Origin of the sequence: Anatilimnocola aquadivae, from assembly GCF_049819085.1 — a bacterium.
GTDB lineage: Bacteria > Planctomycetota > Planctomycetia > Pirellulales > Pirellulaceae > Anatilimnocola.
This window is the reverse complement of record NZ_CP187419.1, coordinates 4,430,680-4,450,862: the sequence shown is the minus strand read 5'-3', so window position 1 is coordinate 4,450,862 and position 20,183 is coordinate 4,430,680. Positions and strand designations below refer to the sequence as shown.

Genomic DNA, 20,183 nt, shown 5'->3' with positions numbered 1-20,183 from the left:
ATCATTCTTTGAATTCCCTTCAACCGGTGTCGATGCTGCGTGGCAGCGTTAGTCGGGTGACACCCATGGCGAATCCGCCTTACTCTTCGTTCGCACAGAATTGACCAGGAGCACAGTGATGAGCACATTGATCGTAGTTGGTTTCGATGACCAGTTTAAAGCCGAAGAAGTCCGCCTGAAGTTGCAAAAAATGCAGCAGGACTACCTCATCGATCTCGAAGATGCCGTGGTCGCGGTGAAGAACGAAAACGGCAAGGTCGTGTTGCACCAGGCAGTCAACCTTACCGCAGCTGGCGCGATGAGCGGCGGCTTCTGGGGCAGCCTGATTGGCTTGATGTTTTTGAATCCGCTGTTGGGCCTGGCCGTAGGTGCCACCGCCGGTGCGGTCTCCGGTGCGCTGACCGACGTGGGCATCAACGACAGTTTCATGAAGGAACTGGCTTCGACACTCAAGCCCAACAGTTCGGCGCTGTTCATCCTGGTCTGCAAGATGACGCCCGATAAAGTTCTGGAAGAACTCGCCGGCAGCGGTGGCAAGGTGCTGCAGTCGTCGCTGACGCACGAAAACGAAGCCAAGCTGCAAGCCGCACTCAGCGCGGTCAAGGCTTAACGTCGTCAACGAATTTCTAGCAACATCTTCCTAGCAATACGAATGGGCCTCGCATCTGGCATATGCTGTGTGCGAGGCCTCTTAGTTGCGCCCTTCAAGCAACGACCTCATGAAACGCATTCGCATCACTCACAACACGGCCTATCACTACAAGACGCCCGTGACGTTCGGTCCCCATCGCGCGATCCTGCGTCCGCGCGAAGGACACGACGTCCATATCACCGCCGCGCGGGTTGAGATTGAGCCTGCGGCGAATGTTCGCTGGGTGCGCGATATCTATGGCAATTCGATCGCCATCATCAACTTTACGGAGCCAGGACAAACGCTGCGCGTGTTCAGTGAAATCGATGTCGACTTGTACGATGATGGCCCCATTGAGTGCCTGGTCGATGAGAGCGCCCAGCACTATCCGTTTCAATATGGTGCCGAAGAGCAAATAGAACTGGTGCAGTATCGCCTGCCGAGCTATCCGCACGACGGACCAGCGATTCAGCAGTGGCTATTGCAGTTGTATCGTCCGGGGCAACTCATCGGCACGGCCGAGTTGCTGAATAGCCTGAACACGCGCATCTTTGAATCGTTTCAATATCGCCATCGCGATGAGCCTGGCGTGCAGCTTCCCTGTCAGACGCTGTCGCTGGGCACGGGCTCTTGCCGGGATTATGCGGTGTTCATGATGGAAGCAGCCCGGCACTGGGGATTCGGTGCCCGGTTTGTCACTGGCTACATCCAGATGAGCGAAGGGCAGCACGGCGCGACGCATGCCTGGACCGAAATCTACATTCCCGGCGCGGGCTGGCGCGGTTACGACCCCACGAATCACAAACTAGCGGGCAACGAGCACGTTTCGGTGGCCGTGGCTCGCGACCAAGACAAGGCTTCGCCGCTCTCGGGTTTCTGGGCAGGTCCCAGCGACGCCTTCGAGCGGATGGAAGTTTCGGTGCAGGTGGTCTCGCTGTAACGCCTACTCGGTCTTCGCAAGTTGAGCCGGCGCAGGCTTCGGCTGGGCCGACTTATAGAAGCGGACTTCGGGCGGCACCGTCAGCCCGCCCGAGACAATCGTCTGAATCGTCTGTTCTGAAGTCCAATTGAGTTCCACCACGTCTTCTTCGGGAACCAGCAGGAAATAACCTGAGGTAGGCACGGGTGTAGTCGGCACATAGATGCAAAGCAGCGTCTTTTGGGTGTCAATATCGCGGCAAGTTGCCGTGACAAAACCCGGCACCTTCATGCCTGGGTGTGGAAACTCGACGAGCACCACGCGCTGCGTGCCGCTGTTCTCGCGTTGCTTGTCGAGCGTCTTAAAGATCTTCTGCACGCCATCGTAGACGGTCGACAAGATCGGCACGCGGAGCAAGATCGCATCGATGCTGCGGCGCAAGCGCGAATGCACAAAGAATCCCAGCACGTACAACAGCAGGAGCGCCAACAACAGTGCAATCGGCGGTGCCGCATAGATTTCAAACCACTCAGGGAGTTCCGTCGCGGGACGCCCCTTGCGCACCGCCCAGAGCACCAGAAACGCCAGCGGATCAATCACGTAACTCTGCAGAGCAAAGAACAACCAACCCATCACCCAGAGCGTAATCAAGATCGGCAGCACCATGATCAGGCCGCCAAAGATGCGCGCCTTGAAGCCCTGCGGTGCATTCGCGAGTGGCGGGGCAACCTCGGTCATGGCAACCGCCGACGAATGACGGCTGGGCGGCGAAACTTCATTCATAATTCACCACAAAAGGAGCAGGATTTTCGCACAAAGGCCTTCAAGTGTAACTTGCGTGGCAAATCGCCCATAGACGAACTCACCATGCGCAAGAGCAGCTAATGCACGTCAGCGACGAACCAAGTTTTCTACGCAAAATTCGCTCGCAACATTTTTGATCCCGTCCTATGCTCGCGTATTGCAGCTCTTTTCAAAATTCTTATCGATCGGAGAAAGTCATGTTGCGGCGCAACGGTTTGTTGCTGTTCAGTCTGGCGATGTTCCACTGGGTTGGTGTGCTTGATTTATCTGCCGCGGAACCAGCGGAACCCGCCACGGAGAAACGCGAGCGTCTGGCAGTTCACGAAACACTGGCGGTGTTGAACAAGGTGGAGTTTCGCTTGTGTCGCGGGCTGACCTCGCTTTGTCCCGAAAAATGTGGTCACTCGGGCAACTTTGCCGACTTTACGATCAAAAAGTATCTTAAGTACGAAAAGGTGGGCGAGTTTGGCGATCCCCAGCAAACGAACTTTCTGATTCAAATCAGTGACTTCGCCAAGCAACCGATTGGCGACCCCGCCCAACTGAAAACGATTCAAGGGCTGAAGCAAGGGGACTTTGTCCTGCTGAGTTGGAATCACGACTACGTCACCAGCAAAGGGACTTCCAGCCCAGAACGTCCCGTCGTCAAGCTGGAAGAGATTGATGCCGCCAAAGCAGAGGAACTGCTGAAGGCGGGCAAGTAACCACTCCGTACCTTGAAAGAATCATCGAACCGGTAGTTTCGCGCCGTTCGATCATCGTCAATACTAACAGTCGTCGCCCTACAAAAGCTGCGCTAGCTCGGCGACATGCACCTCCTATCTCCTGTCTCTTCTTCGAGGGTTACTCACATGGCGCGTTTTCTTGCTGCGCTGATTGGTTGTTCAGCGGTCCTTTGGTGTCTCACCGGTGCCGTTTGCCACACGCTTGCCGCCGCACCCGACGCCGAAATTCAAAGCGCGGCCGAGGCCTTTTTAAAGGCCTTCAACGATGGCAAGGCCGACGCCGTGGTGGCCCTCTTTGCGGCCGACGGCGAACTGGTCGATGAAAACGGCAACCTCTACAAGGGAAAAGAGGAACTCGAAAAGCTCTTCTCGGGCTATTTCACTAAGTTTCCCGGAGCAACCCTGGCGCTCGACGTCGAATCGATTCGCCTGATCGGCGGCGACCTGTCCATGGAGGATGGAACTCGCTACTTGTCGACGAAAAGCGATGGTAAGGCCCAGGTGCGCTATACCACGGTCCGCACCAAAAAGGATGGCAAGTGGCTGATTGGTTCAATTCGCGAGTTCTACGACGAACCGGCTCCTAGCACCAACGAACGACTCGCTCCGCTCGATTGGGTCGTCGGCGATTGGGCCAGCGAAGATGCCGAGCTCGTCACCAAAATGTCTTATCGCTGGGCCGAAGACAAGAATTTCATCGAAGGCAGCTTTCAGGTGATCCGTGGTGGCACGGTAGTGACAAAGAGCACCCAACGCATCGGCTGGGATCCCGTGGCCGGCAAAGTTCGATCGTGGCTCTTTGATGCCGATGGCGGCTTCTCGGAAGGAAGTTGGACCAGCCTGGAAGATGCTTGGGTCATCAAGTCGAACGCGACCATGCCCGATGGCACTACCGGCAGTGCTACGGTGACGATTGCTCCCAAGGGGAAGAATCAGTTCACTATGCGCGGCACCGATCGGCTGATTGGGGATAGCCGCGGCGAAGATTTCGAGATCACCGTGACGCGAGCTCCGCCTGCTCCGAAGGCAGCCGCCGTCGCTCCCAGCGGCACTAAAGTGACGCCGCCCGCCACTCGCCCGATTGCACCAACGCGCTAACGCCAAAGGGGAACAAACATGAACGTGACACATTGGTATCGCAAGTGCGCGCTGGGTGTGGTGATTGCAGCAATCACCTTACTGCCCGCCGTTGAGTTGCACGCTCAGCGGGGAGGTCTCAGCGGCGCGCGAGCAAACATTGGTGGTGGTGGTGGCGGAGGTGGTGGCGGTGCTCGAGGAAACATCGGCGGCGGCGGTGGTGGCCGTCCGAACGTAGGTGGTGGAGGCGGTGCCCGTCCCAATGTAGGAGGTGGAGGCGGCGGACGTCCCAATGTAGGGGGCGGTGCGGCTGCTCGGCCTAATCCGGGCAACATCTCGCGTCCGAGCCTGTCGAATCCCGGTATCGGCGCGCGGCCCACGCAACCCATTGCACGTCCGACACAGCCGATCGCGCGACCCTCCAATCCAGCGCTGAGCGGAGTCGGTCGTCCGAACGTGAATACACCGAACCTCGGCGCCAACCGACCAACCACGGGAGTGAATCGCCCGACCATGCCGGGGAATGTATCACGCCCGAATTTGCAGCCTCCGACCACGCTTCCCGCCGTAAGGCCAGGTGGTCCGGGGCTCGTCGGCAATCGTCCGACGTTGCCGGATCGGCCAGGAATTGGCGGTGGAAACATCGGTGGCGGCAATCGACCGACCCTTCCCGATCGCCCAGGCATCGGCGGTGGCAACCGCCCGACGTTGCCAGATCGGCCCGGTATCGGTGGTGGAGATCGTCCCACGTTGCCAGACCGCCCAGGTATTGGCGGCGGCAATCGACCGACGTTGCCGGATCGTCCAGGTATTGGCGGCGGCGATCGTCCCACTTTCCCTAATCGACCAGGCGGGCCGGGCGGGGTTGATCGACCGAATTGGCCCAATCGACCAGACATTGGTGGTGGAGATCGCCCCACATTCCCCAATCGACCAGGCGGCCCGGGCGGGGTGGATCGACCCAACTGGCCGAATCGGCCCGACATTGGTGGTGGAGATCGCCCGAATCGGCCCGATTGGCCGAACCGACCAGACCGCCCAATCATTGGTGGCCCGAATCGGCCCAATTGGCCGAACCGACCCGACCGTCCGATCATCGGCGGCGGTAATAACAACAACAATAACAACAACATCATCATCAATCGGCCCAATAACCCCAACTGGGGCTGGAACTCAGGCTGGGGCCACTGGAATAACCACCCTTGGTATCACGGACCTTGGGGCAACCATTGGCGCAGTCCCTGGTACCGGCCATCGTCGGCGTTCTTTGTGGGGTGGGGGCTCGGATCGTGGAATAACCGCGTGGTCTATTCCAATCCGTATATCATCCAGTCATCGCCGTCGTCGTTTAACTACTCGCAACCGGTGGTGATCAACAATATTGTTAGTTCTGACGCGAGCGCGACGGCCGAGGCAACCGCCGAGGCCACTGCTCAGAACGAAGCGGCGATGAAGCAGTTCGACGCCGGATTAACTGCTTTTCATGAGGGGCAGTTTCCTGCAGCCTTGAATAACTTCAATGCCTCGCTGAAGCTCTTGCCCGGCGATCCGGTGGTTCACGAAATGCTGGCCCTCACGTATTTCGCTCTGGGCCAGTTCCCGCAATCGGCCGAAGTGCTTAACTCGCTGCTGGCTTCGTCGCCCGGGATGGATTGGACAACGATGAGCAGCCTGTATGGCGACATCGAACTCTACACCACTCAACTGCGAACGCTGGAGCGATACGTGGATGCTAATCCAACGAATGCTGCTGCAGCTTTCGTGTTGGCGTATCACTACCTGGTTGTCGGTCACACCGATGCGGCCATCGAAAAGTTGCAGACGGTAGTGAAACTGCAGCCCAAGGACATGACCGCTCAGCGGATGCTCAGTGCCCTGCGAGCCGCCAACGCACCAGCGCCGGCGGAAGCCGCAGATGGGCCGACGACCGACCTGGTGGGTCGTTGGCTGGCCAAGGCCGATGGCACCAATATCGAACTGAGCGTTTCCGAAGAGTCGCAGTTTACCTGGGCAGCCAATACTAAGGATAAGCCAGCCGTCGAACTGACCGGATTGCTATTCGCCGAGGGAAACATGGTTGCTTTGGAAACCGAAGATCAAGGCACCATGACGGGCCGCGTCAAATCGGCAGGCCCCGACAAGTTCCAGTTCATCGTGCCGGGTGGCCCACCCGATGATACTGGCTTGACCTTCGTCCGGCAGAACTAGAATGTAGTTTGTAAAAAATTGCGAAGTACACAATTGACATTGAATCACCAGTTGTCGACAATGTGAAAGCGTGCTCTCACAGCCTGGTGGTTCGCTGCGCGGTTGGGTCATTTCGTAATTGGCTCTCGGCGGGCCGCCATGGTAGTGAGTGTGTCCAACAACCGGACCGGTTGTTGGACAAAAGCGCGTGTGAAGAAAAATGTTCGCGAGCACGTAAGTGCTGAGGCTGCTGCGATATCCGACAAAAGACAAATATGGTTGCCTGTCCAAAAACCTGGCCAGTTGTTGGACGTTTAGCGTGTGGAAGTCGATGACCATGAAAGTATGCCGTAGCGCCGCGCTCTTGATCTTGGCAACCTGCACAGTCGCCGCCTCGGCGGCAGAGCCGACGGTTGGCAAGCCTCCGGAAGGTTTGAAGACGGCCGAGTTCTACGAAAAGTACATCGACGCTGAGGGTTATCCCATCGTCGCGTCGGGCAAAGTGAACGACTACGCGCTGAAAGAGGCGGCCTATCTGGTGAACCAGATGCTGGCTCATCGGCCCGATGTGCGGAAGGCGATGGTCGAGAGTGGCTCGCGGATGTGCATTATCGGCGTGCATGAGTACACGACCGACTTACCCGAGTTCGCCAAGCTGCGGTCGCCCAGGCAGTTTGCCGAAATCGATTCCAAGGACTACTGGGATGCTCGGGCGCGGGGAACGGGAGGCAGCAAGAGCGATCCTTATTGCTCGTGCGGTGAAGAGAACCTGCTCGGCTATCCAGGCGACCCATACTCGACCGAGTGCATCCTGATTCACGAGTTCGCCCACAATATTCACCTGCGTGGACTCGATCGCGTCGATCCCACGTTCGATCAGCGCCTGAAAGCGGCTTACGACGCAGCGATGAAGAGTGGACTGTGGAAGGGGAAATACGCGTCGGTGAATCACCACGAGTACTTTGCCGAAGCGGTTCAGTCGTGGTTTGATAACAACCGCGAGCCTGACCACGATCACAACCACGTGAACACCCGGGCAGAATTGCTCGAGTACGATCCGGCGGTTGCCGAACTGTGCCGCGAAGTGTTCGGCGAAACGAAGCTGGCCTATACCAAGCCCGCGACACGTCTGACGGGGCATCTGGCAGGCTACGATCCTAAATCCGCTCCGCGGTTCGAATGGCCCGAACGTCTGCAGCAGGCGAAGAAAGAAATCAGCCGGCAGGCCAACGAACGGGCGAAAGCGGCTGATCAATAAACGACAAGTAAGCAAACGACAAGAGCACGGGCAAGTCACTTGCTCCGTGCTCTATGGGAATGCTCGCTGACCGGACTGGCCCGCTTATTCTTCTTCTGGCTGCGACGTCTCGGGTGCCCAGGTCACTTTGTACTGCTTGAACAGTTCCTGATACAGATCGCGCTGCAATTGGCTTTCGACGCGGAAGGCCGTATCGAGCATCGCAGGACTGCTGGCTGTCTCGATGAAGCGAGCACGATCCTTGGCGAGATCGGTCTCGTCACTAATGACGCGGACTACCCAAACCGTCGAGTGAGGCTGGTTCAGGGCAATCCCTGCGGCACCGGGCTTCAGGTCGAAGACGGCTTCCATAAAGTCCTGACCGGCGAATTCAACGCCAGTCACCGCGCTGATGGTGGGAGCTGCCTGATTGAACTGTTCGCCGAGAGCGCCCGTCGTCATCCAAGTAAAGGCAGGCGGCGTAACAACAGCTTTGGCGTCCTTCACGACCTTTGTCAGGTCGTTGGCCTTGGCTGCCTGTTCCGCCAGCTTGGTACCTTCTTCCTTGGCAAGCAGCAGAGCTTGCTGGACTTTCCAATGCTCTAGGACCTGCTCCTTGGCTTCGGCAAAGTCGAGTTCCTTCGCGGGCTGTTCGTCGGTTCGCCAATACACCCAGGTGGTCGAGGCGAGCCCCACAAACTGCTTGTTATCCCACGAGAACGGTAGTGTTTCGGGGAGAAACAGCCCGGCGTTCTCTTGAAAGGCAGCGTCGGCAAACGACTGCTGCTGGAACGAGGTTGTATCGAAGCGATTGGCGTCGCGACCGAGTTCGAAGTTACGAATTTCGAAGACGTCCGACAGCGGCACCACTTGCACCTTCACTCCGGCGTCGGCCAGGATGCCGGTCAAATCGAGCGGTGCAGGTTTGACGACTTCCGTTTTCGGGGCAGCCGATTTATCGGTCTTTTGGCGATTTTCGTAGGCCTTCCAACGGTTGAACTTGCGGGCGAATTCGTTGACGGCGACGATCACCTTGCCAATGACGGCCTGGCGACGTTCGGCGGCAATCGGCCCAGCCAGCTTCGTGCGGATCTCATCCTTCACTTCGTCCAGCGGCTTGAACTTTACTTCCTTGGCTGGTTCGGTCGTGGCCGGAGCAGCCGGATCGGCAGGCTTGGTCTCTGCGGGCTTAGTACCTTCCGCAGGAGCAGGCTCTGCAGGCTTGGTTTCAGCTGGTTTCGTCTCGGCTGGCTTGTCACCGGCCTTGGGTTCGGCAGGCTTGGTTTCCGCGGCCTTTTTGGTGTCTTCGGTTTTGGTCTTCGTCTTGGGTTCGTCATTCTGGAAGTTCACCAGGTGAACTTCGCGAGCAATGGCTGAGCCGGCGTTCTTCTTGGGCTCAGCAGCCTTCTTGGTGTCGCCAGCCTTATTCTCTTCTGCCTTCTTCTCTGCGGGCTTTTCTTCTGCTGGCTTCTTCTCTTCAGCCTTAGCATCGGCGGGTTTATCCTCAGGCTTCTTCTCTTCTGGCTTGGCCGGATCAGCAGGATCTTTCGGCGCGGCGGGATCAGCGGGAGTTTCGCCGGGCTTGGTGGGCGCGGGTACTTCCGCAGGCTTGTCTTCCACTTTGTACAGACCGGCGGCTTTGCCCTTTTCGTATTCGTCGGCAACCTGCTCGTCGGTGATTTCCTTCTTCGCTGCTTCTAGGAAGGGCGCGTTGTCGATCTTCACGTATTCGAAGGCAATCCGGTGCGGCCGGCGAAAGCCAGGCTCGGGGAACTGTGGATTTGGCGGCTGCATCCGACCTTCTTCAAACAGCTCGCGCAGTTGGGCGTCGGTGGGTTCGGTTTTGACCTGGGCCACAAAGTCGGCGACATTCAGCGGGAAGGCCTCGATCTTTACCTTGCGATTGAAACGCTCGTAGACATTCCACATTTCGCCGGGAGGGAGCAAACCGTGGTCGCCAAAGCGGAGGCGAACATTGGTCAAGTCGCCGGGAGTGAGAGCATTCACGCCCGCTTGGGCCATGATCTGCATTTGCTGGGCGAGGATTTCGTTCTTCAGATGTTCGAAGATCGAGCCTTGGGTGACTTGCACGGCGGCATCGGGCGTGGCCTTCTCCACCAGTTCGGCGAGGTCGCCTTCGTTGAGCATGAAGTCACTCATTTTGATGAGGAATTGCTTCACCGTTTCGTCGGTGACCACCACTCCCATGTCACGAGCACGTTGGGCGAGGATCTGGGTGTTCACCAGCGATTCTTCGTTGGTGTAGGGCGAGATGCCCACCCATTGCTGCTCGGGCGAGAGCATGAAGTAGCCCGGTGCCCGGGGAGTGCCGCCACGGGTGCGAGTTTCTTGAATGATGGACAGGACAAATTGCAGCGTCGTGCTGTGCACAATGCGCAGGTGGCTCAGTTCGCTGCGTGACAGTCGGCCACCTTTCCAACTGACCACGATCGGGTCGCTGGCGGAGCCGCCACCGCTGTTCCCCTGCATCGTGTCCATTACCGCAGGGAGCACCAGCCACGTCAGAATCAAAATGACGCCGAAAACTGCGAGGAAGATTTTCGAATTTTGCCGTAAGTGATGAATCATGCTCGTTGCCTGTAGCGAAGCGTGTCGCGCGAAACGAAGTCCTACCGTCCCTGACCGCCGCCTGTAGCTGTGCGGAGTGGCCCCGGCCGTTTGTGCCCCTGTGGTAAACCGTGCGGGGTAGACCATGCCGGAAACAGGAAATTCTAGGAAGCATCGACGTAAATACAATGCCAGTTTGACCGTAGAGACGCTACGGTGGCGTTGGCAGAAGACAAAAAAACGCACTTTTCAGCGAATTTGCGGGGTGACGGCCAACTGCAGCGATCTATTCAATCCGCCTCGCTTTCGTCAACAAGTCTCCTCTGTGCCCAAGGAGGCGTTACGCCGCCAGAGGTGCCAGAACGAGGCACAAACTGACAGCCACGTTTGATAGTCGCCCCAGGCGGCATATCGCGACGACATCGCGAGTAAAAGTGAAATATCTACTTGACAATGAATCACCACACCACGACAATTTCGTGGTGTTCTGCTGTAATTTGGTGGGCGAGGTGAATGCAAACTTGAAGTGCAACGCAGAAGTGCCAGCAGGTGCCGCTACCAGGTGTCAGACAGCATTTTTGCGGTAGCAGTGCTTAGCGAAGTCTCGATCAAGCTTTGCGAATAATAAGTAGACGATCCCAGACATCAGCAATTGCCGACGATTCCATGCGGTATTGCACTTCAAGTTTGCATTCACCCGATCAAAAACGAGCGGCTGCGTCGAAAGATGATTGCGTATCGCCCGAGATGCGTTGCAATTTGCCGGGTGTCCAAAAACTGGCCCGGTTATTGGACAAAAGGAGCGCGGCAGAAAACCGCGCAAAGAAATGCAAGCCAAGAGCAGGTAATCACTTGCAAGCTAAATCTGAAACCGGTGCCTGTCCAAAAAGCTCGCTGGTTGTTGGACGTTTGGGCTGAGGCGCGGGCGGTGAATAAAAGCAGAAAAACCACTCACGCAATCCCTGCGTGGTTGGTTTTCTGATGCCTGCTTGAGCCTCACCCCCGTGAAGGTAAGCCGTAGATCTTGGAAACTGACTGCTGGGAAACTTACTGCTTGGGCATAAGGACGGTGTCGATGACGTGAATCACGCCATTGCTGCAGGCGATGTCGGCCTTGGTGACCTTCGAGTCGTTGATCTTCACGCCATCGGCGGTGTTGACCATGACCGACTGACCTTGCACCGTCTTGGCATCTTTGACCTTCACGACATCAGCGGCCATCACTTTGCCGGGGACAACGTGATAAGTGAGAATCGCAACGAGCTTGTCCTTGTTCTCGGGCTTGAGCAGGGTCTCGACGGTACCCTTCGGCAACTTGGCAAACGCTTCATCGGTCGGTGCGAAGACCGTGAACGGGCCAGCTCCCTTCAGGGTGTCGACGAGCCCCGCGGCCTTCAGCGCGGCAGCGAGGGTTTTGAAGGAACCAGCGGCGACGGCGGTGTCGACGATGTCCTTTTGAGCGCTGGCAGCGGGCTCGGCTGCCTGGGCCAAACCGGCGATGGCAACCATGACGAGCGAAAACAATCCGGCGAAAATTCCTGTGCGATGCATCAGACAGACTCCTGTGGTCTTCGCCGGCAATCGTGATCGCGGGGCAAGCGACTCGCTGGCCCTAGTAATTCGCAAGACGAGCGGCGAAGAATCGTCCACTTCGTTCACTGGGATGATAGAAGGCCGGCAAGTGGCAAAGGAGAATTTCAGTGCGATCGCAGCGTGGGCTTTCTCGGACCGCAAAAGGGGGGTGTCCAATTAAGGAGGAGCAACTTGGACCGCAGATAGCGCAACTCTCGGGTTTGCGAGCGATTTGTACCCAATCGGGAGGCTGCTGGTTGGACAAGTTGGTGAAATGAGCGGGCCGCGTTTCGCTAGGGGAACAGCTGCCAGGTGCCGTTCACGCGGCGCTCGTGCGGGTGGAACTTGGCCTTGTAGATCATGTGCCGTGAGCCGGCGACGTAGTAACCCAAATAGAGATATTGCCGTCCCTGAAGACGACAAAGCTCGGCCTGCTTGAGGACCGAATAAGTACCGATGCTCAGCTCGGTGAGCCGGGGATCGAAGAAACAATAGACGGCAGAGAGAGCCTTTTGGCTGACATCGGTAATGGCTACACCAACGAGTTCGCCCTGGTGCCAGTAACTGAGTTCGGCTGTGCGGCAGCAACTGTCGGTGAGGAATCGCTCGTAGCCCATTTCATCAATGGGCTCATCACCGCGATCGAGTCCGCGCAGTTCGCGATGCAAGTTGAAGAGGGAGATGCGCTGGTCGTCGACAGTTGGCAGACCGAGGCGCGTCTCGAGCAGTTGCTCTCCCTGCCGAAAGGTTCGCCGCTGCGTGGCATTGGGCTTAAAGTTAGCGAGGTTCAACCGGATGGGCTCGCAGGCACTGCAACCGGGGCAGCCAGGCCGATAGAGCATGGTGCCGCTGCGACGGTCGCCGACTTCCAGCCTGTCGTCGAACTGCTTGAGGGTGAGCCGCTTCACGGGCTGACGATGAGGCAACCGAGCCGTTCGCCCAGGAAGATAGGGACACGGCGAGAGCTGGTCGAAAATGATAATTTCTTGAGGTTGCATGCCATAGGCCTCGCCCCCTTATCATCGCCGATCGACGCACGCGTGCAAATCGGCCGGGCCAATTACTCTTTGCGAGTGCAAGGCTCGAAGACGAGCGGCTCGTGATCGAGCGGGTCGGCAATGCGAATGGCCAACTCGCCCGAGAGGAGTTGGTCGATCACCTGACCGACTACTTCGGCCCGCCAACCTGTGGCGAGCAGGGGCTTCTCGTGGGGAGCAAAGCCGCCGAGATCCAGGCGATAGGCAACCAGGTCGCGAACGTCCTGAGCGGTGCCCGCGAGATTGGGAGCTACTTGAGCCGAACGGCAGATGCTGCCGAGTGCGGTACTGAGAAATTGACCGAGCAGGTTCAGTTGCGGACGGCTGCTGCGACGTTCGGTCTGCGGCAATTCGTCCTCTTTCATGGCGAGGGCCTTTTCGACGCAGCTGCCAATTTTAGGCAGGTGTCGCAAGATTTCGCCCCGCTCCATGCCGCGGACGGCACGCATGCGCTTTGGATCGGATGTTTGCCGCTTGGCAAGTTCCAGCAGCAGGTCGTCCCGCAGAATGCGCCGGGTGGGAATGTTGCGGCGTTCCCCTTCACCATCGCGCCACATCCAGAGTTCTCGGACGATGGCCAAGGCTCGCGGGTTCATGCCGGCGAGTCCACCGACGCGGCGCCAACGCTCGCCCAGTTCGGCCTTCTCGACGTCGTCCTGCCAGTCCTTGAGTTCAGACAAGACCCATTCCAGCCGGCCAAGCTCGTTCAGCCGATTGACCAGCACGGTGCGAATGGCCTGCAAATCGACGACGTCCTGCAGACCGTATTCGATCTGCCGCTGCGAGAGTGGCCGCTTTCGCCAGTCGGTGCGGGTTTCGTCTTTGGAGAGGGACTTGCCAAGGAGTTTTTGTACCAGGGTGCCGTACGATGCTGGATATTCGAGCCCGACGAGTCCTGCCGCCAGTTGCACATCGAACCAGCCTGCTGGGCGATGACCTAGGGCTCGCAAGCAAAAGCGGAATTCTTCCCGCCCGGCGTGTACCAGAGATTCTTTGCCAGGCTGAGCGAGCAATTCCCAAAACGGCGAGAGATCGCTGAACTCTAGCGGATCGACGATTGCCAAGTTGCCATCGGCTGCGATCTGCAGCAGGCACAACTCCGGCATGTACGTGTCTTCAGAGACGAATTCCGTATCGAAGGCGATGATTTCAGCTGAAGCAATCACCTGGCAGAAATCGCGCAGGTGTTGATGCGAGGTAATGTATTCGTACCGCACGCGAGTCCGATATTTGCCTAGTTGCCGCCCGCCACGAAGATACCTGCTAACACTAAGACAAGTGTAGCTTGCAAAGCGATTTGGGGCCAGATGGATGCAGAACTGGCGATTGATGCTGTTGCCGCGCTGCCCCGACAGCGGGGTATTTCGCGGCGTTGGTTTAACTCAGCCTTATGCCTTAAGTTTGAATCCTTAAATCGCAAATAGTTATGATTGACTAAGGCGCACGCATGCGCCAATCTGTCACTACTGTGAAATTGGAACTACCTGTGAACGCCCGATCGCCGCTGATTATTGTCGGAGCAAGTGCCCGGGCAGCGGCAGAGTCGGCAGCGCGCGGCGGATTTCAGCCCATGGGAATCGACCTGTTTGCCGATGCAGACCTGCGTACCTTGGGGCCGACGATCCAAATTGAGCGGTATCCCGCTGAGTTTCTCCGGGCGCTTTCGGCGGCACCAGAAGCACCTTGGATGTACACCGGCAGCTTGGAGAACTATCCGCGATTGGTTGGGCGTCTCGCCAAACTTCGCCCACTGCTTGGGAATGGGCCAGAAGTCGTAGCACGCGTGCGAGATCCCCGCTGGTTGGCGAGCCAATTGAGCAAGACCGAACTGGCTTACCCAGAAACTCGCTTTGCTGGCGACAAGATCGCCAGTGAGGCCGGTTGGCTGATTAAGCCAATTCGGTCGGCAGGGGGTATGGGAATTCGGCAGGCCGATGCCGCAGAAGGTAGATTCGTCGGCACCAGACATGTCTATCAAAGATACGTTCAGGGAGTTTCATTGAGCGCCTCGTTTATGGCAACGAAGAACGGAGTGCACCTGCTTGGCTTCGCGCAGCAATGGTGCGGCGAGAACTGGGGGTCGCCGCAGCCTTTCCAGTTTGCCGGTGCCATGTCGCCGCTAAAGCTGCTGCCGGCCGACGAGGAAACGATTGTCCGTGCGGCCAACCAGCTGGCGGCCAGCGCGGGACTTCGCGGGCTGTTTGGCCTGGATCTGATTCGCGATGCCGAGCGGATTTGGTTGATCGAAGTCAATCCTCGCTATACGGCCAGCATGGAATTGCTTGAATCAACTACCGGACCGAGCCTGGTGGTGGCGCATTGCCAAGCATTTGCGGCAGAGGATGTCTCGATTTTTCGAGTGGCTTCGACAGAGTTTCACGCCAAGCTCATTGTCTATGCAACCGAATCGGGAGTCGCCGGGGATCGCCTGCAGCAGTTAATTGGCGAACTGGGAGCCGTTGGAATCCAGGTGAAGGATATTCCTGTCTGGGGAACGACTATCGACAAGCACTCACCGATTTGCACAGTGCAGATCGCGAGTGCCGATCGTGCCACGATTGCCAATGGATTGGTGACTAGCGCGGAGCAAATTTGCAGCTCTCTTGATCCGCCTGTGCCGGTTAGCGATCCGGGCGGTAAGATGCTATCACCAACCAACGGCAATTCCTAAGTTCACCGGAGTCTCAACATGCCTCTGCATATCACCGCTGGAACCAGTCAGCCGTCTCGCCGCCAGTTCTTGGTCTATGCCGGCGTGGCGGGTGCCGTGTTATCGCTGCAACCGTTGGTTGGGGCAGAAGAGCCAGCAGATGCCTATCAGCGGTTTGCCCTGATGTCCGATACGCACATCGATGCCGACGCCGCGAGGGTCTCGCGCGAGGTGAACATGTCGGATCATTTGAAGCAGGCTTGGGCACAGGTAACTGCCGCGGCGGGCAAGCTCTCGGGGGCCATTGTGCATGGAGATGTGGCCCACTTGAAGGGACTGCCGGGTGACTATGCCCAAGTGGCTAAGCTGCTCATTCCAGCCGGCAAAACAGCGCTGCCGTTGCACTTTATGCTGGGCAATCACGATGACCGGACCAGCTTTCGCGAGGTATTGAAGTCGTCTGCGGCTTCTCCACTCGATTCGCATCACGTGACGCTCATCGAAACCAAGCACGCGAATTGGTTCCTGCTCGATTCGCTCGAAAAAGTGAATGGCACGCCGGGCAGGCTCGGCGAAGCTCAACTCAAGTGGCTGTCGGCCGCGCTTGCGGCAAAAACCGATAAGCCCGCGATCGTCTCGGTTCATCACCATCCGCAATGGGAAGGTGAAAAGATTGGCGGCATTCAAGATACGAAAGAACTCTTCGAAATCCTCGTCCCACACAAGCAAGTGAAAGCCGTCTTCTACGGCCATACTCACAACTGGAGTCAAAAGGTTCACGAAGGAATTCACCTCGTGAACTTACCGCCGATCGCCTATGTCTTTGCTGTCGACAAACCCAGCGGCTGGGTCGAAGCAGCCATCGGCCCCAAGAGCATGGAACTCACGCTGCACGGCATCGGCCCAGCCAACGAAGCACACGGAAAGAAGATCGAGTTAGCGTGGAGGTAGGTGAGAAGTTCAAGGTTTAAGGTTCAAAGTTTCAGGTTAAAGACGAAGGGATTCACAACAGTGCGAAAATTCCTTCCCAACCTTGAACCTTAAACTTGAAACCTTAAACCCAATGCGATGACCATTCAGAAAAATTCCGATTGAAAATGTCTAGCGATTACGAATACGACGTGCTGGTGATTGGTGCCGGTCATGCAGGAACCGAAGCAGCGATGGCTGCTGCGCGAATGGGGCTGCGCACTTGCCTGCTGACGACGAACTGCGATACGGTCGCGCAGATGAGTTGCAACCCGGCCATCGGCGGCGTCGCCAAGGGGCAAATTGTTCGCGAAATCGATGCCCTGGGCGGTGTGATGGGCCAAGCCATCGATGCCACAGGCATTCAATTTCGTCTGCTCAATCGGCGTAAAGGGCCCGCGATGCATAGCCCGCGAGCACAGGCCGATAAGAAGGGATATCAGTTTGAAGTGAAGCGATTGGTCGAAGAGCAAGCCAATCTTTCATTGCGGCAGGAAGTAGTAGAAGACCTCCTGACGGAACCCATCACGGACAGCAATACGGAGCAAACGGCTCGAGTGGTCGGGGTCCGCGTACGTGGCGATATCACCTATCGCGCTCCGGCGGTGGTGCTGACCACGGGCACGTTTTTGCAAGCGATCATGCACACCGGAGAAGTGCAAACACCCGGCGGACGTGCCGGTGAAGGAACCACGGCGGGCATCAGCGGCGCGCTCAATCGGCTGGGCTTTCGCGTGCAACGCTTCAAGACGGGCACGCCATGTCGCTTGAATGGGAAGACCATCGATTACAGCAAAACGGAACTGCAACCCGGCGACGACGACCCCGAACCGTTTTCATTTCTCACCAGCGAAGCCGAACGTCAAAGGATGGGGCGCGAGCAGATTCCGTGCTACATCACGTACACCAACGAGCAAGTGCATGAACTGATTCGCGCCAACTTGCATCGCGCGCCGATGTATAGCGGTCAGATTCAATCGCGCGGGCCGCGTTATTGCCCGAGCATCGAAGACAAAGTCGTGCGTTTTGCCGAGAAGGAACAGCATCAGCTATTCCTGGAACCCGAAGGTCGCCGCACGCACGAAGTGTACGTAAATGGCATCTCGACGAGTTTGCCGCGCGATGTGCAGGACCAGATGTTGCGAATGATTCCTGGCTTGGAACGAGCCCAGATCATGCGCTATGGCTATGCCGTTGAGTACGACTTCTGCCCGCCCGATCAACTTTGGCCCTGGCTGGAAACCAAGCGCGTCGGCGGTCTGTTCTTCGCCGGGCAAATCAACGGCACCACCGGTTACGAAGAGGCCGGTGCGCAGGGTCTGGTGGCCGGCGCGAGTGCCGCGCTCAGATTGCAAGGCAAAGAACCGCTCGTTGTTGGCCGCGAGCAGGCGTACATCGGCGTGCTCACCGACGATCTGGTTACCTGCGGCGTCGATGAACCTTACCGCATGTTCACCAGCCGGGCTGAATATCGGCTGTTGTTGCGGCACGATAACGCCGACCGTCGTTTGACCGCCATTGGTCGCCGCGCAGGTCTTGTGGACGATGCTCGTTGGCAGAAATTGCAAGACAAAGAAGCCGAGATTGTTCGCGCGCTGCACGTGCTGCGAACTGAACGCACTGGCGAAGTAACGCTTGAGCAGCTATTGCGTCGGCCAGAGATTACGTGGCCGCAGATCGTCGAACGAGCACCCCAGTTGGCGGATATTTCGCGCGAGTCTTCGATTCAAATTGAGTACGACGTGAAGTATGCGGGCTATGTCTCGCGGCAAGAGCAGCAGGTCGATCGCCAGAAACGGCTCTCGGAAAAGAAGATTCCCGAGCACTTTGATTATGCGATGGTCAAGCACTTGCGAACCGAAGCGCGCGAAAAACTGCTCCGCATTCGCCCCATCACCCTTTCGCAAGCCGGCCGCATTAGCGGCATAACACCGGCCGATTTGGCTCTCGTGCTCACCTATCTGGAAGGCGGCAGCCGACGCGCGGCCCACTAGCAAGTGGTGCCGCAATGCGTTTGTTCGCAGCGCGTGATCTTGTCGAGGCGGGTGGCGTGGCGGCCACCTTCGAATTCGGCTTCCAGCCAGGCTTTGACAATGGGCGTGGCTTCGGCGACCTGCTCTTCTGACAGACACAACACGTTGACGTTGTTGTGCTGGCGACACAAGCGGGCAACTTTTTCATTGGGAACGATGGTCGCACGGACTCCGGGAAACTTGTTCGCGGCGATCGCCATGCCTACGCCCGTTCCGCAGACGAGAATGCCCCGATCGACTTCGTTCTTCGCGACCTTGCCCGCCACAAGGGCGGCATAGTCCGGGTAATCAACGCTGGTTGCCTGGTTCGTTCCTACGTCGGTGACTTCGTGCCCTAGCGAGGCGAGCAGCGGCAACAACTGTCCCTTGAGTGCCAAGCCGCGATGGTCGCTGCCAATGGAAATTCGCATGGTCGTTCTTTCTTATGGGTGGTGATTCAGTTCGCCGAAGCAACGAAGCTGCTTGCCGCGGGCCCTGGCAAGTGATTGACTAGGACTGATCGAGATCGATTTCATTGACCCATTCAGCCAGATGGGCATCGATTTGCTCGGCGCATTTGCGATAAAGATCGGGCGGGCCACCAATGGGGTCGGCCACATCGCCGCGATTGTGCGAGAGCGTGAAGGTGCGCTGCCCCGCTTCGGGCCAGTGCGAAACAATGGCCTCGCGATGCCCACGGGTCATGGTAATGATCAGATCGGCATAGCGAACCAGGCGATCGCTGAGGGGCTGGCTCTCGTGTTGGTTCAGATCGAGCCCCCGCTCACGCATGATCGTGATGGCTTCGGCCGCAGCACGGCCGCCGGGGGCAGCGGCGATGCCCGCAGAAAGAACCAGCACACCGCGATCTTCCAATTGTTCGATCGTGGTTCCGAGCTTTTCGGCGAGTCGCTTGCGCAGCATCACTTCGGCCATTGGGCTACGACAGGTATTGCCGGTGCACACCACGATCACCATCCAACTGGCGAGTCGCTTCAAGTTCGTTTCCGAAATGACACCGCTCCGCAGAACCTCCAGATGGTTGCCATTGATCCGCACGAGCGACGACCGTTGACCGAAGCGACTCTTTCCTTCGTCGAGGACAAGGTCGATATCGGAACCCAGACGTTGGACGACTTCTTTGCCGGTGATCGTATCGGGATCGCTGGCTCTTCGCGCGCCGCTCATCACCAAGGGGCCAGCGACCAATCGCAGGGCGCCGAGCAACATATCGTGCGCGGGAACTCGCATGCGAATGCGCTTTTCAGGAGCAACTAGCTGCTGGACACCTTGGGGGAGTCGTTGTATGACGCTCTCGAGCTGAGCATCTTCTACTTCCAGCGTGACCGGACCGGGCCAGCAACGACGGGCAAGACGCAAGCCCAGCGAGGGCATTTGCGGTGCGAAATCAATGGCATCGTCGGTGCTGCGAATAGCCAGACAAAGGGGTTCGTTGGCAGCGGGCTGACGAATCGAGGCCAGCTTTTTCACCGCCGTCTCGTTGAGCGCGCTGGCGGCCATCACATAGACAGTCTCGGAGGGGAAAGCGACCAGTTTTCCCTCAACCAGTGCCTGTACCGCCCGATGGATCACGTCTCGAGGGTCATCGGTCTGATTAACGTCAATGACGAGTGGCGACATTTCGTCCCAAGCTTTTTGTCGCGCGTAGTCACACTACGCTGGCAAACAGACAATAGGCGAAGTGAGCAAAGGTAGTGACCATGTTGTTCAACCGCCCTAATTACTTATTGTATCGGCAGTTGCGCCCAGTGGTCAAGGGTTGCTATAGAAGCAT

16 protein-coding genes are annotated in these 20,183 nt (G+C 57.8%); 9 read left to right on the top strand and 7 right to left on the bottom strand.

The window, feature by feature from the left end:
* Positions 1 to 118 precede the first annotated feature (118 nt).
* Positions 119 to 610, top strand: a complete 492-nt coding sequence (locus tag NA78x_RS17700) for a DUF1269 domain-containing protein (protein WP_425613700.1) — start codon at positions 119 to 121, stop codon at positions 608 to 610.
* A 109-nt stretch (positions 611 to 719) separates the two neighbouring features.
* The gene (locus NA78x_RS17695; RefSeq protein WP_425613699.1) at positions 720 to 1,571 is read left to right on the top strand and encodes a transglutaminase family protein; all 852 of its coding nucleotides are present in this window, start codon (positions 720 to 722) and stop codon (positions 1,569 to 1,571) included.
* A 3-nt stretch (positions 1,572 to 1,574) separates the two neighbouring features.
* Here NA78x_RS17695 and NA78x_RS17690 read toward each other — a convergent pair whose 3' ends face one another.
* Positions 1,575 to 2,333 carry a DUF502 domain-containing protein gene (locus tag NA78x_RS17690; protein ID WP_425613698.1) on the bottom strand — a complete coding sequence of 253 codons (759 nt, stop codon included), beginning with the start codon at positions 2,331 to 2,333 and terminating at the stop codon, positions 1,575 to 1,577.
* Between the two features lie 218 nt (positions 2,334 to 2,551).
* Here NA78x_RS17690 and NA78x_RS17685 point away from each other — a divergent pair, with 218 nt between their 5' ends.
* The 4 genes from NA78x_RS17685 (at position 2,552) to NA78x_RS17670 (ending at position 7,601) form a co-directional block, all read left to right on the top strand.
* Positions 2,552 to 3,058, top strand: a complete 507-nt coding sequence (locus NA78x_RS17685; RefSeq protein ID WP_425613697.1) for a hypothetical protein — start codon at positions 2,552 to 2,554, stop codon at positions 3,056 to 3,058.
* A gap of 147 nt (positions 3,059 to 3,205) precedes the next feature.
* Positions 3,206 to 4,177 carry a YybH family protein gene (locus NA78x_RS17680; RefSeq protein ID WP_425613696.1) on the top strand — a complete coding sequence of 324 codons (972 nt, stop codon included), beginning with the start codon at positions 3,206 to 3,208 and terminating at the stop codon, positions 4,175 to 4,177.
* An 18-nt stretch (positions 4,178 to 4,195) separates the two neighbouring features.
* Positions 4,196 to 6,364 (top strand): tetratricopeptide repeat protein, encoded by a 2,169-nt coding sequence (locus tag NA78x_RS17675; protein ID WP_425613695.1) that lies wholly within the window; start codon positions 4,196 to 4,198, stop codon positions 6,362 to 6,364.
* Between the two features lie 310 nt (positions 6,365 to 6,674).
* Entirely contained in the window at positions 6,675 to 7,601 is a 927-nt protein-coding gene (locus tag NA78x_RS17670; RefSeq protein ID WP_425613694.1) for a hypothetical protein, read from the top strand.
* Between the two features lie 84 nt (positions 7,602 to 7,685).
* Here NA78x_RS17670 and NA78x_RS17665 read toward each other — a convergent pair whose 3' ends face one another.
* The 4 genes from NA78x_RS17665 to NA78x_RS17650 all read right to left on the bottom strand — a co-directional run bounded on the left by NA78x_RS17665 (position 7,686) and on the right by NA78x_RS17650 (position 13,974).
* Positions 7,686 to 10,169: a hypothetical protein gene (locus NA78x_RS17665; protein ID WP_425613693.1), complete on the bottom strand. Its 2,484-nt coding sequence runs from the start codon at positions 10,167 to 10,169 to the stop codon at positions 7,686 to 7,688.
* A gap of 1,026 nt (positions 10,170 to 11,195) precedes the next feature.
* Positions 11,196 to 11,699, bottom strand: a complete 504-nt coding sequence (locus NA78x_RS17660) for a fasciclin domain-containing protein (RefSeq protein ID WP_425613692.1) — start codon at positions 11,697 to 11,699, stop codon at positions 11,196 to 11,198.
* 314 nt (positions 11,700 to 12,013) lie between these two features.
* Positions 12,014 to 12,718, bottom strand: coding sequence for an arginyltransferase (locus tag NA78x_RS17655; protein WP_425613691.1), 705 nt, complete (start codon positions 12,716 to 12,718; stop codon positions 12,014 to 12,016).
* Between the two features lie 62 nt (positions 12,719 to 12,780).
* Positions 12,781 to 13,974, bottom strand: a complete 1,194-nt coding sequence (locus NA78x_RS17650; RefSeq protein WP_425613690.1) for a ribonuclease D — start codon at positions 13,972 to 13,974, stop codon at positions 12,781 to 12,783.
* Between the two features lie 269 nt (positions 13,975 to 14,243).
* On the opposite strand from NA78x_RS17650, the gene NA78x_RS17645 reads away from it, so the two are divergent.
* The 3 genes from NA78x_RS17645 (at position 14,244) to mnmG (ending at position 18,370) form a co-directional block, all read left to right on the top strand.
* Positions 14,244 to 15,428, top strand: coding sequence for an ATP-grasp domain-containing protein (locus NA78x_RS17645; RefSeq protein WP_425613689.1), 1,185 nt, complete (start codon positions 14,244 to 14,246; stop codon positions 15,426 to 15,428).
* A gap of 18 nt (positions 15,429 to 15,446) precedes the next feature.
* Positions 15,447 to 16,358, top strand: coding sequence for a metallophosphoesterase family protein (locus tag NA78x_RS17640; protein ID WP_425613688.1), 912 nt, complete (start codon positions 15,447 to 15,449; stop codon positions 16,356 to 16,358).
* A gap of 146 nt (positions 16,359 to 16,504) precedes the next feature.
* Positions 16,505 to 18,370 carry a tRNA uridine-5-carboxymethylaminomethyl(34) synthesis enzyme MnmG gene (gene mnmG, locus NA78x_RS17635; protein ID WP_425613687.1) on the top strand — a complete coding sequence of 622 codons (1,866 nt, stop codon included), beginning with the start codon at positions 16,505 to 16,507 and terminating at the stop codon, positions 18,368 to 18,370.
* Here mnmG and rpiB read toward each other — a convergent pair.
* Entirely contained in the window at positions 18,367 to 18,819 is a 453-nt protein-coding gene (rpiB, locus tag NA78x_RS17630; protein ID WP_425613686.1) for a ribose 5-phosphate isomerase B, read from the bottom strand. The two genes, mnmG and rpiB, sit on opposite strands and share 4 nt — an antisense overlap.
* Positions 18,820 to 18,898: 79 nt before the next feature.
* Positions 18,899 to 20,029: a Sua5/YciO/YrdC/YwlC family protein gene (locus NA78x_RS17625; protein ID WP_425613685.1), complete on the bottom strand. Its 1,131-nt coding sequence runs from the start codon at positions 20,027 to 20,029 to the stop codon at positions 18,899 to 18,901.
* Between the last annotated feature and the right edge of the window lie 154 nt (positions 20,030 to 20,183).

What these genes read in the sequence shown, in the direction of transcription:
- NA78x_RS17625 (WP_425613685.1), bottom strand. Translation starts at nt 20,029, where the DNA reads ATGTCGCCACTCGTCATTGACGTTAATCAGACCGATGACCCTCGAGAC.
- NA78x_RS17660 (WP_425613692.1), bottom strand. Translation starts at nt 11,699, where the DNA reads ATGCATCGCACAGGAATTTTCGCCGGATTGTTTTCGCTCGTCATGGTT.
- mnmG (WP_425613687.1), top strand. Translation starts at nt 16,505, where the DNA reads ATGTCTAGCGATTACGAATACGACGTGCTGGTGATTGGTGCCGGTCAT.
- NA78x_RS17680 (WP_425613696.1), top strand. Translation starts at nt 3,206, where the DNA reads ATGGCGCGTTTTCTTGCTGCGCTGATTGGTTGTTCAGCGGTCCTTTGG.
- NA78x_RS17685 (WP_425613697.1), top strand. Translation starts at nt 2,552, where the DNA reads ATGTTGCGGCGCAACGGTTTGTTGCTGTTCAGTCTGGCGATGTTCCAC.
- NA78x_RS17690 (WP_425613698.1), bottom strand. Translation starts at nt 2,333, where the DNA reads ATGAATGAAGTTTCGCCGCCCAGCCGTCATTCGTCGGCGGTTGCCATG.
- NA78x_RS17700 (WP_425613700.1), top strand. Translation starts at nt 119, where the DNA reads ATGAGCACATTGATCGTAGTTGGTTTCGATGACCAGTTTAAAGCCGAA.
- rpiB (WP_425613686.1), bottom strand. Translation starts at nt 18,819, where the DNA reads ATGCGAATTTCCATTGGCAGCGACCATCGCGGCTTGGCACTCAAGGGA.
- NA78x_RS17640 (WP_425613688.1), top strand. Translation starts at nt 15,447, where the DNA reads ATGCCTCTGCATATCACCGCTGGAACCAGTCAGCCGTCTCGCCGCCAG.
- NA78x_RS17665 (WP_425613693.1), bottom strand. Translation starts at nt 10,169, where the DNA reads ATGATTCATCACTTACGGCAAAATTCGAAAATCTTCCTCGCAGTTTTC.
- NA78x_RS17670 (WP_425613694.1), top strand. Translation starts at nt 6,675, where the DNA reads ATGACCATGAAAGTATGCCGTAGCGCCGCGCTCTTGATCTTGGCAACC.
- NA78x_RS17675 (WP_425613695.1), top strand. Translation starts at nt 4,196, where the DNA reads ATGAACGTGACACATTGGTATCGCAAGTGCGCGCTGGGTGTGGTGATT.
- NA78x_RS17655 (WP_425613691.1), bottom strand. Translation starts at nt 12,718, where the DNA reads ATGCAACCTCAAGAAATTATCATTTTCGACCAGCTCTCGCCGTGTCCC.
- NA78x_RS17695 (WP_425613699.1), top strand. Translation starts at nt 720, where the DNA reads ATGAAACGCATTCGCATCACTCACAACACGGCCTATCACTACAAGACG.